General features: G+C 39.2%; 10 protein-coding genes and 3 tRNA genes. 9 read left to right on the top strand and 4 right to left on the bottom strand.

Annotated elements, in window-relative coordinates; translation table 11 throughout:
* The first annotated feature begins 81 nt into the window (after nt 1-81).
* Nucleotides 82-1,218, top strand: a complete 1,137-nt coding sequence (locus tag RB604_RS15950; RefSeq protein WP_005931671.1) for a universal stress protein — start codon at nt 82-84, stop codon at nt 1,216-1,218.
* Between the two features lie 241 nt (nt 1,219-1,459).
* On the opposite strand, the gene RB604_RS15945 is transcribed toward RB604_RS15950, so the two are convergent.
* Complete coding sequence (locus RB604_RS15945; protein WP_005931673.1) at nt 1,460-2,680, bottom strand: tetratricopeptide repeat protein; 1,221 nt, start codon at nt 2,678-2,680, stop codon at nt 1,460-1,462.
* A 32-nt stretch (nt 2,681-2,712) separates the two neighbouring features.
* On the bottom strand, nt 2,713-5,283 hold the full coding sequence (gyrA, locus tag RB604_RS15940; protein ID WP_005931677.1) for a DNA gyrase subunit A: 2,571 nt from the start codon (nt 5,281-5,283) through the stop codon (nt 2,713-2,715).
* A gap of 554 nt (nt 5,284-5,837) precedes the next feature.
* On the opposite strand from gyrA, the gene RB604_RS15935 reads away from it, so the two are divergent.
* The 7 genes from RB604_RS15935 to RB604_RS15905 all read left to right on the top strand — a co-directional run bounded on the left by RB604_RS15935 (nt 5,838) and on the right by RB604_RS15905 (nt 13,864).
* Nucleotides 5,838-8,378 (top strand): ATP-dependent Clp protease ATP-binding subunit, encoded by a 2,541-nt coding sequence (locus RB604_RS15935; protein WP_005931680.1) that lies wholly within the window; start codon nt 5,838-5,840, stop codon nt 8,376-8,378.
* 120 nt (nt 8,379-8,498) lie between these two features.
* Nucleotides 8,499-10,544, top strand: a complete 2,046-nt coding sequence (gene htpG / locus RB604_RS15930) for a molecular chaperone HtpG (protein ID WP_005931682.1) — start codon at nt 8,499-8,501, stop codon at nt 10,542-10,544.
* 167 nt (nt 10,545-10,711) lie between these two features.
* Nucleotides 10,712-13,009 (top strand): patatin-like phospholipase family protein, encoded by a 2,298-nt coding sequence (locus tag RB604_RS15925; protein WP_007481121.1) that lies wholly within the window; start codon nt 10,712-10,714, stop codon nt 13,007-13,009.
* Nucleotides 13,010-13,088: 79 nt separating this feature from the next.
* A tRNA-Arg gene (locus RB604_RS15920) sits at nt 13,089-13,162 on the top strand.
* A gap of 19 nt (nt 13,163-13,181) precedes the next feature.
* A tRNA-Arg gene (locus RB604_RS15915) sits at nt 13,182-13,255 on the top strand.
* A gap of 18 nt (nt 13,256-13,273) precedes the next feature.
* Nucleotides 13,274-13,347, top strand: a tRNA-Arg gene (locus RB604_RS15910).
* Between the two features lie 106 nt (nt 13,348-13,453).
* On the top strand, nt 13,454-13,864 hold the full coding sequence (locus tag RB604_RS15905) for a PH domain-containing protein (protein ID WP_005931687.1): 411 nt from the start codon (nt 13,454-13,456) through the stop codon (nt 13,862-13,864).
* A gap of 49 nt (nt 13,865-13,913) precedes the next feature.
* Here RB604_RS15905 and dapA read toward each other — a convergent pair whose 3' ends face one another.
* Together dapA and ligA are read right to left on the bottom strand one after the other, a co-directional pair.
* Nucleotides 13,914-14,807 (bottom strand): 4-hydroxy-tetrahydrodipicolinate synthase, encoded by an 894-nt coding sequence (gene dapA, locus RB604_RS15900; RefSeq protein WP_007481118.1) that lies wholly within the window; start codon nt 14,805-14,807, stop codon nt 13,914-13,916.
* Between the two features lie 103 nt (nt 14,808-14,910).
* A complete protein-coding gene (gene ligA, locus RB604_RS15895) occupies nt 14,911-16,911 on the bottom strand; it encodes an NAD-dependent DNA ligase LigA (protein ID WP_007481116.1) in 2,001 nt (666 codons plus the stop codon).
* A gap of 75 nt (nt 16,912-16,986) precedes the next feature.
* On the opposite strand from ligA, the gene trmD reads away from it, so the two are divergent.
* Nucleotides 16,987-17,664 (top strand): tRNA (guanosine(37)-N1)-methyltransferase TrmD, encoded by a 678-nt coding sequence (gene trmD, locus RB604_RS15890; protein ID WP_005931694.1) that lies wholly within the window; start codon nt 16,987-16,989, stop codon nt 17,662-17,664.
* Nucleotides 17,665-17,730: the final 66 nt, after the last annotated feature.

Raw genomic sequence — 17,730 nt, 5'->3', positions numbered from 1 at the left:
ATATATACTTGTAGAATCCCAATTGAATTAAAAACAATTGGGATTTCTTATTTGTTAAATTCACATATACAATGAAATTTTATGGAAGACAAATTAGTAACTTTGGCCATTCTGACTTACACAAAAGCTCAGATATTGAAGAATGTTCTTGAAAACGAGGGCATAGAGACTTATATCCATAATGTGAATCAAATTCAGCCTGTCGTTTCATCCGGGGTAAGATTACGCATTAAGGAAAGTGATTTACCACGGGCGCTTAAGATAACCGAGAGTTCTGTATGGCTTGCTGAAAGTATAGTAGGAGAGAAGACTCCTAAAGTGGAAGATGATAACGATAGTAGAAAGATTCTGATTCCTGTGGATTTTTCTAATTATTCGATAAAGGCTTGTGAATTCGGTTTTAATTTCGCTAAAGCATATGGAGCTGAAGTATTGTTATTACATGTCTATTTTACGCCTATATATGCGTCGTCATTGCCTTATGGCGATGTGTTTAACTATCAGATCAGTGATGAAGAAACGGTAAAAACTATTTTGCAGAAAGTACATTCGGATTTGAATGCTTTGGCAGATAAAATAAAGGAGAAAATAGCGTCTGGTGAATTTCCTGATGTAAAATATACTTGTGTATTACGCGAAGGAATACCTGAGGAGGAAATTCTGAGATATTCTAAAGAACAACGTCCACGTATCATTATAATGGGTACTCGTGGTAAGAGTCAAAAAGATATTGATTTGATTGGTAGTGTTACTGCCGAAGTAATAGAACGTAGTCGTACAGCTGTATTGGCTATTCCGGAAAATACACCGTTTAAAGAGTTCGGTGCTGTAAAAGAAGTTGCTTTTATAACCAATTTTGATCAAAGAGATTTAATTGCCTTTGATTCCTTTATAAGCGCTTGGAAACCTTTTAATTTCGTTGTTTCTTTGATCTACTTAGCTGATGCAAAAGAAGTCAAAGATACTTGGAATGAAATAAAACTTGCCGGTATTAAAGAATATTTTCAAAAACAATATCCGGAACTTGAAATCCATTATGATGTGGTGAAGAATGACGATTTTCTTAAAAGTTTTGATGAATATATCAAAACGAACAAAATCGATATCATTACATTGACTTCTTACAAACGGAATATATTTGCTCGTTTGTTTAATCCAAGTATTGCTCGAAAGATGATTTTTCATTCTGATACACCATTACTTGTTATTAACGGATGATCGGAAGAATAAAAATAGCTCATCTATAATTATGGAATAATCGTAATTATGTTTAATATATAAAGGCAACTTATTCTTTTCAAATAAGTTGCCTTTATAATTTATGTAGATTGATACTTTATCAAATACTCCTGTTATAGAAAGTTATGAGTAATTTTGAATGAAGATGACCAAAAAAGGCCAATGCAAAATCAGTTGCATCGGCCTTTCTTTTTATTTTGAAGAAATCTTTTTGAAACTGTTATTTGTCATTCATTATTTTTTCAATTTCATCAAATTCCGTTCCCATGTTTAAGTTGTAGTAAACTCTATAAAGCCCCGGTGCCCATAAATCTTTTTGATCGGGTTTTAAGTCTCTTGCTTTTTCATAATAAGGTTTAGCTTCTTCATAGAATTTCTTGATAGTAGCTTGTGCCTCTGCGTACTTAGGATCGTTTACATCAGTAGTAGACTGGTCAGCAAAATCCTGAGCTTTCATTAAAAGCACCAAACCTAAATTAGAATAAGCTTCTGCATATTGAGGATCTACTTCAATTGTCTTTTTATAGAAGTCAATAGCTTGATCATATTCTTTCATATTGTGATACAAGTATGCTTTTACATACAGATATAGCTTGTTGTTAGGGTCTTTAGTCAACATGTCATCAGCAAATTGCATTGCTTTTTCAGGCTGATTTGAACTACTGTAATAGTCAACAAGATTTGCGAAGAAATATTGGTTTTCGGGGAATTTTAAGATACCTTCTTTCAAAGATTCTACCCATTTTGCTGTATCACCTTTGGCTTTCAAAGCGTCTGCCCATAACTGCATGGCAACTGAACCATTGTCTTTGTCCTTAATAGCAATTGGAGCATATTTCAAGATAGCGTCTCTATCCTCTACCCCATTAGCCGCCAATGTAGCATAATAAGCAATCTGTGGTAATAAAGTATCTGTAACTGCCAGATTTTCTTTTTCCAACATAGGATAAGATGCTGATTCTACGTAAGTTCCGAAGAATTTCAAAGCTTCTCCACTTTTGTTAAGGTTAAAGTACTGGATACCGCCATTGATCAGATTCGGACGTTCTACCATCATAGAAGCGGCGTTTGCTTTTCTGTATTTGTTTTTAACCTTACCTTTTTCATTGGGGATTTCAGCCAATTCGTCACATTTCAAAAAGTACTCATACATTTTCAGGATACTGTTGTATGCTTTTAATGTATCATAAGGTTTTCTTAAATAGGCATTTTCCATCTCCTTTTCATTGATTCTCTTTTGGATTAAGCCTGCTACATCCCATGTAGCTGCATCGTCCTTAGTTTCAGGATTAGTCAATGCTCCATTAATCAGCTCTTCGGCTTTCTTAAAATCCGGTTTTACTTCGTTAGCTATGCTTTTGGCTTCTTTTACGCTCTTTTGTTGCGCGAATACAAAACTCACAGCCATTAGTAGAACCATTGAAAATAATACTCTTTTCATGATTGTTGTTTGATTAATTATTAATATTACGTCTATTCTTTATTTTCATCATTTTCTGTATTATCGGGAGTGTCGGGTATCTCTGTATCTGGGATATCCGCAGGATCAACTGCTATTTGTCCTTCTACCTCCTCAGTAGGAACTTCATCCTCAAGACTTTCTGTGGTAACTTTACATACCGATCCGATTTGGTCATTACGCTTTTCCAGATTTATCAGACGAACTCCCTGGGTTGCACGCCCCATAATGCGTACGTCGGCAACTTTTAGACGGATGGTGATACCGGACTTATTTATAATCATCAAATCATTCTCATCTGTTACGGACTTGATAGTTACCAATTTACCTGTTTTTTCGGTAATATTCATCGTTTTCACACCCTTACCACCACGATTTGTTTTGCGGTAGTCTTCTATTTCGGAACGTTTACCATATCCTTGTTCTGAAACTACCATCACTGACTCTGTCTCAAGGTCTTTGATACAAATCATACCTACTACTTCGTCTTGTCCGTCATTATCAAGCGTAATACCACGAACACCGGTTGCTGTACGTCCCATAACGCGAACTGCTGCTTCGTGGAAGCGAATAGCACGTCCGTTGCGGTTGGCTATGATAATTTCATTATTACCGTTTGTCATACGGACTTCGATTACACGGTCGTCTTCACGGATCGTGATGGCATTTACACCATTCTGACGAGGACGAGAGTATTGTTCGAGCAGTGTTTTTTTAATCACGCCATTCTTTGTACAGAACAGTACATAATGACTGTTAATATATTCTTGATCGCTCAAGCTCTTTACACGCAGGTATGCATTTACGGCATCGTCAGAATCGATATTCAGCAGATTTTGGATGGCGCGTCCTTTTGAGTTCTTCGTTCCTTCGGGGATTTCATATACTTTTAGCCAGTAACATTTACCTTTTTGAGTAAAGAACATCATTGTATTGTGCATTGTTGCCGGATAAATATGCTCGATGAAGTCTTCGTCACGGGTTTCCGTACCTTTTGAACCTACTCCACCACGATTTTGAGCACGGAATTCAGTAAGCGGGGTACGTTTTATATATCCCATATGAGAAATGGTGATAATCATTTCATCATCGGCATAGAAATCTTCCGGATTGAACTCTTCGGATGAGTAGACAATTTCTGAACGACGTCCGTCACCGTATTTAGCTTTTACTTCAATCAGTTCATCCTTAATAACTTTGCGACATACTTCATCATCAGCAAGAATACTTTCCAAATATGCAATTTGATTCATAATCTCTTCATATTCGGCATGTAACTGATCTTGCATCAGTCCGGTAAGTTGGCGTAAACGCATTTCTACGATAGCACGTGCCTGTATTTCCGTTAGTTCGAAGCGGCTCATTAACCCGGCAATGGCATCATTCGGAGTTTTTGCAGCACGAATGATACGGATTACTTCATCGATGTTATCTGAAGCAATGATCAGGCCTTCAAGAATATGGGCACGTTCTTTTGCCTTACGCAAATCGAACTGTGTACGACGGATGACAACATCACGTCTATGCTCTACGAAGTATTTAATTAAATCTCTTAAATTCAAAGTCTTAGGACGTCCGTGTACCAATGCTACGTTGTTAACTCCAAAAGATGTTTGCAATGCTGTCATCTTATAGAGTTTATTTAATACTACACTGGCATTGGCATCTCGTTTGATATCGATAACGATACGCATACCGTCACGGTCAGATTCGTCATTTGCGTTCGAGATGCCTTCTATCTTCTTATCGTTTACAAGATCAGCGATGTATTTTATCAGCTCGGCTTTATTTACATTGTATGGAATTTCGGTAACAACGATTTTATCATGTGTTTGTCCTGTTTCGATTTCGGCTTTAGCACGCATTATAACGCGACCACGTCCTGTCAGATAGGCTTCACGAACGCCGCTTATGCCATATATATATCCGCCTGTCGGGAAGTCGGGTGCTTTAACGTAGTTCATGAGTTCTTCTACCGTGATTTCCGGATTATCAATGTAAGCATCGCAGGCATCGATAATCTCAGACAGGTTGTGTGGAGGCATGTTTGTAGCCATACCTACAGCAATACCGGAAGCACCGTTAATGAGAAGATTTGGGATACGTGTCGGCATTACAGTCGGTTCATCCAATGTGTTATCGAAATTTCGATCAAAGTCGACAGTTTCCTTGTAAAGGTCTTCCATCATGGCTTCTCCCAACTTGTTCAGTCGTGCTTCTGTATAACGCATGGCAGCAGGGCTGTCACCGTCAACGGAACCGAAGTTTCCCTGACCATCTACTAACGGATAACGCATTGCCCACTCTTGTGCCATACGTACCATGGCCAAATATACGGAAGAATCTCCGTGTGGATGATACTTACCGAGTACTTCACCCACGATTCTGGCGGATTTCTTATAAGGTTTATCTGACGTATTACCCAATTCCATCATACCGTAAAGTATTCTACGGTGAACGGGCTTAAATCCATCTCTAACATCCGGAAGGGCACGCGAAACAATGACCGACATGGAGTAGTCAATGTAAGATGACTTCATTTCCTCCTCGATGTTAATCTTTATAATTCTGTCTTGTTCAAGCATTTAAAAAGATTATTAATTATACATTTATGGCTTATGAAAAACCACGCTAAAGTACTACTTTTTCGTGATATACAAAAGTTTTCCAGCATAAACTTTTTGGCGATCCTTATATCTTGCTCAAGCTTAGAGATATGTAGGATTATTGTTTTGTCATACAAACAGATTTATCTTCTTAATAGTTCACTAAATATATATCTAATGTTTATTATATCAATACTTTAGATTTCTCAAATCTTATTCTGTGATTGAAAACATCCGGATGTTGTTGTACAAAACATGGGGATGTTGTTGGATAAAACATGGGGATGTTGTTGAGCAAAACATGGGGATGTTTTTATTCTATGTTTTATTAATTAATAGAGATGATAAAATGAATTGTTCTATCCGGCTCTTGAAGATTATACATCTACAATATATAAATAAGGTATATAAGGATGCATCTTTTTTGGCACGGCATTTGTTATTATAATAAATAAAGCAAATATTGTGTATAAAATCGTGTGTTATGCGTATATTTGCGAGTGATTAACACCTTAAGAAGGAAGGAATAAAGTATGAATAATCAATTCTCACAAAGAGTTTCCGACATTATCGTCTTTAGTAAAGAAGAAGCGAACCGTTTGAGAAGCAGGTATATAGGTCCTGAACATCTGCTATTGGGAATGCTTCGTGACGGTGAAGGGAAAGCTATCGAGATATTGTCCAAACTCAAAACAAATCTGACCGACATAAAAAAGCAGATTGAAACAATACTGAAAGCGGATGCAGATGATTTTCTGTTGCCCGATGCGGAAGTGCCATTGTCTAACGGAGCGGCAAAGATACTTAAAATGTGTATTCTCGAAGCTCGTTTGATGAAGAGTAATGTAGCTGATACGGAGCACGTTTTGCTGGCTATCTTGAAAGATCGTAATAATGTGGCTGCTTCTGTGCTTGAAGCTAACCAGGTAGATTATAAAAAAGTGTTTGAACAATTATCGTTACAACCGGATATTAATGCCGGTATGGGATTTACCGAGGATGACGACGATGATGAAGAAATGGGGGCATCCCGTTCGGGGGATACTCGTGGTTCGGAAGAACGTCAGCAACAGGCACAGACTGCATCCAGAAAGCCTGCCAATGATACTCCTGTGCTTGATAATTTTGGTACGGACATGACAAAAGCGGCAGAAGAAGGCCGTTTAGACCCGGTTGTAGGACGTGAACGGGAAATTGAACGTTTGGCGCAGATTTTGAGCCGGCGTAAAAAGAATAATCCAATATTGATTGGTGAACCGGGTGTCGGTAAATCAGCCATAGTAGAAGGTCTGGCACTTCGTATCATACAGAAGAAAGTGTCACGTATCTTGTTTGATAAGCGTGTGGTAGCATTGGATATGACATCGGTTGTTGCCGGCACTAAATATCGTGGACAGTTTGAAGAGCGTATTCGTTCTATTCTCAATGAATTGCAGAAGAATCCGAATGTAATTCTGTTCATTGATGAAATACATACCATTGTGGGGGCCGGTTCTGCAGCGGGTTCCATGGATGCTGCCAATATGCTGAAACCGGCTCTTGCCCGTGGTGAGATTCAGTGTATAGGTGCCACTACTCTTGATGAATATCGTAAGAATATAGAGAAAGACGGTGCGTTGGAGCGTCGTTTTCAGAAAGTTATGGTAGAGCCTACGACAGCCGAGGAAACACTTCAGATTCTTCGGAATATCAAGAGTAAATACGAAGATCATCATAACGTGAATTATACGGATGAAGCATTGGAGGCGTGTGTCAACTTGACAGACCGCTATATCACAGATCGTAATTTTCCGGATAAAGCTATCGATGCTCTTGATGAAGCCGGTTCACGCGTACATCTTACTAATATAAGTGTTCCGAAAGAAATTGAGGAGCAAGAGAAACTGATTGAAGAAGCGAAGAGCAAGAAGAATGAGGCGGTGAAATCGCAGAATTTTGAACTTGCTGCCAGTTTCCGTGATAAGGAAAAGGAACTTACTGTCGAGCTTGACCGTATGAAGCAAGCATGGGAAGAACAATTGAAAGACAATAGGCAAACGGTTGATGCCGAAGAAATTGCAAATGTCGTTTCTATGATGTCCGGTATTCCTGTACAGCGCATGGCACAGGCGGAAGGCATTAAGTTGGCCGGAATGAAAGAATCTCTTCAGTCTAAAGTGATTGCTCAGGATACTGCTATCGAAAAGTTAGTGAAAGCTATATTGCGTAGCCGCGTGGGACTGAAAGATCCTAATAAACCTATTGGAACCTTTATGTTTTTAGGTCCTACGGGTGTCGGTAAAACTCATTTGGCTAAAGAACTGGCAAAATACATGTTTGGTTCTTCGGATGCATTGATTCGTATCGATATGAGTGAATATATGGAGAAGTTTACCGTTTCCCGTCTTGTCGGAGCACCTCCGGGGTATGTAGGATATGAGGAAGGCGGGCAATTGACGGAAAAAGTACGTCGCAAACCATACTCCATTATCCTACTCGATGAGATAGAGAAAGCACATCCTGATGTGTTTAACCTTTTGCTTCAAGTGATGGATGAGGGACGCTTAACTGACAGTTATGGCAGAATGGTCGACTTTAAAAATACGGTTATCATCATGACTTCGAATATCGGTACGCGTCAATTGAAAGACTTTGGTCGTGGAGTTGGTTTTGCTACTCAAAATCGATTGGATGACAAGGAGTTTTCTCGTAGTGTGATACAGAAAGCTTTAAACAAGTCTTTTGCTCCTGAATTTCTGAATCGTGTGGATGAGATTATCACTTTCGATCAGCTTTCTTTGGAGGCCATAACGCACATTATTGATATCGAGTTGAAAGGTTTGTACGATAGAATCGAATCTATTGGTTATAAGTTGGTTATTGAAGATGAAGCTAAACAATTTATTGCAACCAAAGGATATGATGTACAGTATGGAGCTCGTCCTTTAAAGCGTGCCATACAGACATATCTGGAAGACGGATTGTCAGAACTTATCATATCTTCCAAACTAACCGACGGAGATATGATAAGAGTGTCTCTGAATAAGGAGAAAGGTGAACTTGAAATGAAGAATGAAGCGAAAACTTCAGAATAAAATTCTTTATAATGCGTCAAAATGTCAGATTCTCGGATCTGGCATTTTTTTTGTCCTTATGTTTCATGAAACATCATTGTACAATATATTAATCCGATAAATTAAAAAATATACGTTATTATGCAAAAAGGTAATATTGGGGTTACAACAGAGAACATTTTCCCTATCATTAAAAAGTTCTTGTATAGCGATCATGAGATTTTTCTTCGTGAATTGGTTTCTAACGCTGTCGATGCTACCCAGAAACTGAATACATTGGCTTCTATCAGCGAATTTAAAGGGGAATTGGGCGATCTTACCATTCATGTCTCTCTTGGTAAAGATACCATTACTATCTCCGACCGGGGTATCGGTTTGACTGCTGAGGAAATTGATAAATATATCAATCAGATAGCTTTTTCCGGTGCTAATGATTTCTTGGAAAAGTATAAGAACGACGCAAATGCGATTATTGGGCATTTCGGACTTGGTTTCTATTCTGCTTTCATGGTTGCCAACAAGGTAGAGATTGTCACCAAGTCATATAAGGAGGGTTCACAAGCTGTGAAATGGACTTGTGACGGTAGTCCGGAATTCACTTTGGAAGATGTGGATAAAGCCGATCGCGGTACGGATATTATTCTTTATATCGACGATGACGCCAAAGAATTCTTGGAGGAATCCAGAATATCTGAATTATTGAAGAAATATTGTAAATTCCTCCCGGTTCCTATTGCATTCGGTAAAAAGAAAGAATGGAAAGACGGTAAGCAGGTGGAAACTTCTGAAGATAATATCATTAACGATACCACTCCATTGTGGACTCGTAAACCGAGTGAACTTTCGGATGAAGATTACACGAAATTCTATAGAGAGCTATATCCGATGTCGGACGAACCTTTGTTCTGGATTCATCTGAATGTAGATTATCCATTCCATTTGACGGGTATTCTTTATTTCCCGAAAGTGAAAAGTAATATTGAATTGAATAGAAATAAGATTCAGCTTTATAGCAATCAGGTGTATGTGACTGATTCTGTAGAGGGAATTGTACCTGATTTCTTAACGCTTCTGCATGGCGTAATTGATTCTCCGGATATCCCGTTGAATGTTTCGCGTTCTTATCTGCAGAGTGATTCAAATGTGAAGAAGATTTCCACTTATATCACCAAGAAGGTCTCCGATCGTTTGCAATCCATCTTTAAGAACGATCGTCCTCAGTTTGAGGAAAAGTGGAATGATTTGAAAATATTTATCAATTATGGAATGTTGACGCAGGAGGATTTCTATGAAAAAGCGTCAAAATTTGCCCTTTTCACCGATACGGATGGTAAGCATTATACCTATGAAGAGTATCAGATGCTGATTAAAGATAATCAGACAGATAAAGATGGAAATTTGATTTATTTGTACGCTAACAATAAAGACGAACAGTTTAGCTATATCGAAGCTGCTAAAAATAAGGGATACAATGTATTGCTTATGGATGGTCAATTGGATGTCGCTATGGTGAGCATGCTTGAACAGAAATTCGAGAAATCTCGTTTTACTCGTGTGGACAGTGATGTAGTCGACAATCTTATTGTGAAAGAAGACAAGAAGGGTGACGCATTGGAAGCTAATAAACAGGAAGCCCTGTCAGCCGTGTTCAAGAGCCAGCTACCTAAAGTGGATAAGACTGAATTTAATGTAATGACGCAGGCTTTGGGCGAAAATTCCGCTCCTGTGATGATCACTCAAAGCGAGTATATGCGTCGTATGAAAGAGATGGCTAATATACAGGCCGGTATGAGTTTCTATGGCGAAATGCCTGATATGTTTAATCTGGTATTGAATTCAGACCATAAACTGATTAAACAGGTATTGAGTGAAGAAGAAATAGCTTGTGCTGCTGACATTGTACCTTTACAGTTGTCTATTGATGATGCTACCAAGCAGCGTGATGCGTTGCAAAAGAAGCAAGAAGGTAAAAAAGAAGAAGATATCCCTACTTCTGAAAAAGACGAGCTGAAAGATGTGAATAAGAAATTGGATGAACTGAAGATCAAAAAAGAAGCTGTTTTTGCCGGATATGCAAGTAAAAATAAGGTAGTGCGTCAGTTGATAGATTTGGCTTTGTTGCAAAATAACATGTTGAAAGGTGAAGCTTTGAACAATTTCGTGAAAAGAAGCATAGAGCTTATTTGATTCGCCCCTTTATAATTCGTAAATAAATCCAGAAGAGCATTGCGCGCTGAAAAGCGTGGCAATGCTCTTTTTTATTCTAAATCTTTTAGGGAATGCCGATTAATTCGAAACTATTGCATATATTTGAAGGATAAATAATAAAACAAATAATAGTTTCATTCGAGATTATGAGAAAAGCTTTAGTGCTTATTACTTTTTTGCTGTTGTTGCCCATGTGGGTACAGGCCCAGAAAGTGGGGCTTGTGCTGAGTGGCGGTGGAGCTAAAGGGCTGACGCACATTGGCATAATTCGCGCTCTTGAAGAGAATAACATTCCTATCGATTATATAACAGGTACTTCTATGGGAGCTATTGTCGGGTCGTTGTATGCTATGGGGTACTCACCGGACGATATGGAGGCTTTGTTGAAGTCAGAAGATTTTAAGCGTTGGTATTCCGGAGAGGTAGAAGAGGAATATATGTATTATTTCAAAAAAAACTTGCCAACCCCGGAATTTCTAAATATCCGCCTTTCTTTTCGTGATTCATTGAAGATTAAGCCGCAGTTTTTGCCGTCAAGCGTGGTAGATCCTGTGCAGATGAATCTTGTCTTCATTGATCTGTACGCCCGGGCTACAGCTGCTTGCGGAGGGGATTTTGATAAACTGTTTATTCCGTTTCGTTGTGTGGCTTCCGATGTGTACAACAAGAAACAGCTTGTAATGAAGAGAGGCGATTTGGGTGATGCGGTTCGTGCTTCCATGAGTTTTCCATTTATGTTTAAGCCTATTGAGATAGATAGTGTATTAGCGTATGACGGTGGGATTTATAATAATTTTCCGACGGATGTGATGCGTGATGATTTTCATCCGGATATTATCATCGGTAGTGTAGTTGCCACCAATCCTACAAAACCCAAAGAAAACGATCTGATGAGTCAGATCGAGAATATGGTCATGCAGAAAACCGATTATTCCATTCCGGATTCGGAAGGCATTGTGATGACTTTTAAGTACGATGATGTCAATCTGATGGACTTTCAGAGAATTAATGAGCTACATGATATTGGGTACAACCGTACGATGAGTATGATGGATTCTATCAAAAGCCGTATCCATCGAAGGGTAAATTTGGATAATATACGTTTGAGAAGGCTCGTATACAAAAGTAATTACCCGGAACTCCGGTTTAAGAATATACTGATTGAAGGAGCTAATGCCCAGCAACAGGCCTATATTAAGAAAGAATTTCATGCTTCGGATGATAAGGAATTTACTTACGAAGATGTGAAACGTGGTTATTTTCGATTACTTTCGGGAAATATGATTTCCGAGATCATTCCTCATGCGGTTTTTAATCCGGAGGATGATACGTATGATCTTCATTTGAAGGTTAAATTGGAGGATAATATTTCCGTCCGTATCGGTGGCAACGTTTCTACCACGAGTTCTAATCAGATTTATCTGGGGCTTAGCTATCAGAACTTGAATTATAATGCAAAAGAGTTCACTTTTGACGGGCAACTTGGTAAAATTTATAATAATGTGCAGTTGATGGGGAAGATAGACTTTGCTACCAGTATTCCGACCTCTTATCGTTTAATAGCTTCTATCAGTACATTCGATTATTTTAAGAAAGAGAAACTGTTTTCTCGAAATGATAAACCGGCGTTTAATCAGAAAGATGAACGTTTTGTGAAATTAAAAGTAGGATTGCCTTTTCTTTCAAATAAGAGGGCGGAATTCGGTGTAGGTGCAGCAAAAATACAAGATCGTTATTTTCAGAAAAACGTGATTGATTTTGATAAGGATAAATACGATAAAAGCACTTATAGTCTATTCGGTGGTTCAATCAGTTTTAATGGAAGTACGTTGAATTCGCGGCAATTTCCCACTCAAGGAGCTCATGAAGAGTTGGTTGCCCAGATATTTACCGGGAAAGAGTGTTTTTATCCGGGAGAAAGTTCAGATAATAAGAAGGCGAGTGAGGAACGGCATTCTTGGCTACAATTGTCGTATATGAAAGAGAAGTATCATAGAATGGCCGAGCATTGGACACTTGGGTGGTATTTGAAAGCACTGTATTCTTCGAGGAACTTTTCGGAAAACTACACGGCCACTATGATGCAGGCTGGGGAATTTGCACCTACGGCACACGGACAACTGATGTACAACGAAGCATTTCGTGCCAATCAGTTTGTGGGAGTCGGTGTACGGCCCATTTACCGTTTTAATCAAATGTTTCATGTACGTGGGGAATTTTATGGCTTTATGCCTATTTTTCCAATTGAAAGGAATTCTATTAATAAGGCATATTACGGAAAAGCTTTTTCACGTTTTGAATATTTGGGAGAAGTATCGGTTGTTTGTCAGTTGCCGTTCGGGGCGATTTCTGCTTATGTAAATCATTATAGTTCACCGAAAAGAGAGTGGAATGTGGGATTAACGCTTGGTTGGCAGCTCTTCAATTATCGCTTCTTTGAATAATTTTCAAGAAAAAAAGAGGGTTAAACGCTTGTTACTTTCAAAAAAGTACGTATCTTTGCACCCGTTAAACAAAAAAGAAGGTCGCGTAGCTCAACTGAATAGAGTAGCTGACTACGGATCAGCCGGTTACAGGTTTGAATCCTGTCGCGATCACTTCAAGGTTTGACAGAATGGCCGCGTAGCTCAACTGAATAGAGTAGCTGACTACGGATCAGCCGGTTACAGGTTTGAATCCTGTCGCGGTCACAACTTATAATTTTAAAAGGTCGCGTAGCTCAACTGAATAGAGTAGCTGACTACGGATCAGCCGGTTACAGGTTTGAATCCTGTCGCGATCACAAAGTCCTCTGCAATTTATTGTGGGGGATTTTTGTTTTTCTCGCCTTTTGTGTTATTTTTGAACTTTATTTGAATTATTTCTTCTTGTAACTAAAATCTGTATTAATGGAAATAGTTTTCAAAACCTCTGTAAGAATCAGGTATGTACTTTGGCTGCTGTATGCTCTTCTTTTAGGAATAGGAGTTTTTCTTGTTTATAAGGATGGGAATTATGGAGCCGTTTTGACATTGGTGTGGATGCTTCCGCTTTATTATTGGAATCAGATACAATACAGGCTTTCTGATACTTCGCTGACAATAAAACAAGGGGGAATTGGATGGCATTCGAATACGATTCCATGGAGTGCTGTCACTAATGTATCCACTGTAAGAAAAGGATTTAGGATAGACTATGTTAAGTCTGATGGTAAAAAAGGATTTTATATCGTTCGTGAAAACTATATCGATGATGCCGGAGAGATGCGGAAGTTGATAGAAAAGCAAGTTTGTTTGAATGGAAAAGTAGAAGAATCATGAAAAAACTGCCGAATCAATCAAGGCTATTGATGCGGCAGTTTTTTTAAGCTTAGCATTTGATATTTAATTCATTCAGCACTTTACGAATTGCTTCAAAAGTCGTGATTCTTGTGGGGACAAGTGGTAACCGCAATTTGTTTTCAATCATTCCCATTGCATTCAGCATTGATTTTACTCCTGCCGGATTGCCATCCACAAACAACAGATTAAATAATTCGGTAAATTTATGATGAATAGTGAGGGCATTTGCAAAATCTCCTTGAAGAGCCAAACGGGTCATGCGACTAAATTCGCGTGGAAATGCGTTTCCTATGACCGATATGACACCAACGGCACCCAAAGTGATCAATGGGAAGGTAATACCATCATCGCCCGAAATAACGTCAAAATTAGCGGGTTTGTTTTTGATGATGTCGTCCATTTGCGAAATGTTTCCGGATGCTTCTTTGATGGCGATTACATTTTTGAAATCACGGGCGATACGCAAGGTTGTCTCTGCTGTCATATTGACCCCTGTACGTCCCGGAACATTATACAATACGATGGGTAATTCGGTGGCTTCGGCAATAGCCTTGTAGTGTTGATAAATACCTTCTTGTGATGGTTTATTGTAATAAGGAACTACTGATAAGATCGCATCGACTCCGGTGAAATCATCGTTTTTCAGCGTTTCGACGATGGCACGGGTGTTGTTTCCACCCACTCCCAGAAGAATGGGTATTCTTCCGTTGACACGATCGATAACCATCTTTTGGATTTTCTTTTTTTCGTCTTCTGTCAGTGTAGGAGTTTCGGCCGTAGTACCCAGCACACACAGAAAATCTGCATTATTCTGCAGCAGGTAGTCTACCATTCGCATTAATGCATCGTAATCAACGCTCTCATCTTCTTTGAAAGGAGTAATCAGTGCTACCCCCATTCCTTTCAATTTCGTTTGTATCATGAGTATTAATAATAATCTCTAAATATTTTGGACGCAAAAGTACTAATATTTTCTATTTTCCCGGCAAAAATAATATATAAAATAAGATTCTTGCAGAAAAATGCTACGATATGAGCTTTAGAAATTCCTCTTCGTTCATAATCTTAACCCCTAATTTGTTTGCCTTTTCCAGTTTGGCCGGTCCCATATTTTCACCTGCCAGAATGAAACTTGTCTTGGCAGAAATACTACCTACATTCTTACCGCCATGTTTTTCTATGAGGTCTTTGTATTCATCCCGCGAATAGTGGGTAAAGACTCCGCTGATAACGATGGATTGCCCTGCTAACTTATCGGTGTATCCACTTAAATCCTCTTCCGTACGATACAGTTGTAAGCCGGCTTCTTTCAGTCGCTTTACAAGTTCCCGATTTGATTCGTTCGAGAAATAATTTAGAATACTTTGCGCAATCTTTTCACCGATTTCATCAATGGTTATTAGGGTTTCCAAGTCTGCGTTTTCCAGTTCTTCTATGTTTTTAAATGCTTTGGCTATTTTTTTTGCCACAGTCTCGCCCACAAAACGGATACCTAATGCAAAGATGACACGTTCAAAAGGAACCTCCTTGCTTTGATTGATGCCATTAATGATGTTCTCAGCCGATTTTTCTCCCATTCGGTCGAGACCTTTTATATCATCGGCCGTAAGTCTGTACAAGTCGGCGGTGTTTTTTATCAGTCCTAACCGATAGAACATGTCTACGGTCTCCGGCCCGAGCCCGTCGATATTCATAGCGCGTCGGCTGATAAAATGTTCAATTTTACCTTTTATCTGCGGAGGGCAAGCTGTTTCATTGGGGCAATAATGGGCGGCTTCACCTTCGTATCGTACCAGTTTACTACCGCATTCGGGGCAATTTGTAATGAATTTCACTTTTTCTCCGATCATGAAGGAACGTGCGGAAGTGTCTACTCCTGTAATTTTAGGAATGATTTCTCCGCCCTTTTCCACATATACCATGTCACTGATGTGAAGGTCGAGTCCTTCAATGATATCTGCGTTGTGTAGTGATGCACGTTTTACGATCGTGCCCGAAAGTTGTACCGGATCCAAGTTGGCTACCGGAGTAACAGCTCCTGTTCTTCCTACCTGGTAAGTTACAAGATTCAGCCGGGTAAGAGCGCGTTCTGCCTGAAATTTGTATGCAATGGCCCATCGGGGGGATTTGGCAGTAAAGCCTAAATTTTTTTGCTGCTTCAGACTGTTTACCTTGAGTACGATACCATCCGTGGCAACCGGCAGGTTTTTCCGTTCTACATCCCAATATTTTATATAATCAAATATTTCCTCTAACGTGCGACATTTATGCATGGCATTCGATATTTTGAATCCCCATTTTGCTGCTTCCTGTAAATTCTCATAATGTCCGTCGCATGGTAAATTCTCTCCGAGCAGGTAATAGAGATAAGCATCCAGCTTGCGGGAAGCTACGATAGAAGAGTTCTGTAATTTCAGTGTACCCGAAGCGGCATTTCTCGGATTGGCAAATAATGGTTCTTCGCGTGCTTCTTTTTCCCGGTTCAACTCTTCGAATACATCCCATGACATGAGAATTTCGCCTCGAATTTCGAACGATTGCGGATAATTGCTGCCATGAAGTACAAGCGGAATAGTGCGGATTGTTTTTACATTATCGGTCACGTCGTCTCCTTTTTCTCCGTCACCGCGGGTTACTGCACGCACCAGTTTGCCGTCTTCATATGTGAGTGAAATGGAGGTTCCATCGTATTTCATCTCACAGCATATCTCAAAATCTTCATTCAAAGCCTTTTTTACTCTTTCATAAAAATCGGTCACTTCGTTTTCCGAGTATGTATTTCCCAAAGACAACATTGGGTATTTATGTGGTACTTGCGTAAAATTCTTATTAAGGTCGCTACCTACACGCATTGTAGGAGAGTTATCGTCTTTATATTCCGGATAGGCTTGTTCCAGATCCTGTAATTCGCGCATCATGTCGTCGAATTCCTTATCTGAAATCTCCGGAGTATTCAATACGTAATAATTATAATTATGCCGGTGAAGTTCGGCACGGAGTTCTTCTATTTTTTCTTTTACAGTCATATTTCTTGGATTGTTTCAGGCAAAAATACGGGTTTATCTTTGAATATTTGTAAATTTGCGGAAAATTAAAAGACTATGCGTATTGATATAATAACCGTTCTTCCCGAGATGATTGAAGGCTTTTTCAATTGTTCGATTATGAAACGCGCTCAAAACAAGGGCCTTGCTGAAATTTATATTCATAATCTTCGTGATTATACCGAAGATAAATATCGGCGTGTAGATGATTATCCTTTTGGCGGTTTTGCCGGTATGGTGATGAAGATCGAGCCGATTGAGCGTTGTATCAATGCCTTGAAAGCAGAGCGTGACTACGATGAGGTGATATTTACTACTCCCGATGGTGAACAGTTTGATCAGAAAATGGCAAATACACTTTCGCTTGCCGGAAATCTCATTATTCTTTGCGGGCATTTTAAAGGGATTGATTATCGCATTCGCGAACATTATATAACGAAAGAAGTCAGTATCGGAGATTATGTGCTGACTGGTGGGGAATTGGCGGCGGCGGTAATGGCGGATGCTATCGTGAGGATTATTCCCGGAGTCATTTCGGACGAACAGTCTGCGCTTTCCGATTCTTTTCAGGACAATTTATTGGCAGCTCCGGTATATACCCGTCCGGCAGAATATAATGGATGGAAAGTACCCGATATCCTTCTGTCCGGTCATGAAGCTAAAATTAAAGAGTGGGAGTTGCAGCAATCATTAGAACGTACCCGGAGATTACGACCTGATTTATTAGACGAATAACAGATGTATAAAAAAACGAAAGCGTTGCTCGGAAAAAAGCAACACTTTCGTTTTTTAGGTCTACTT

It is taken from the genome of Bacteroides salyersiae, assembly GCF_031172035.1.
Taxonomy (GTDB): Bacteria; Bacteroidota; Bacteroidia; order Bacteroidales; family Bacteroidaceae; genus Bacteroides; species Bacteroides salyersiae.
This window is presented reverse-complemented; position numbering and strand designations above follow the sequence as displayed.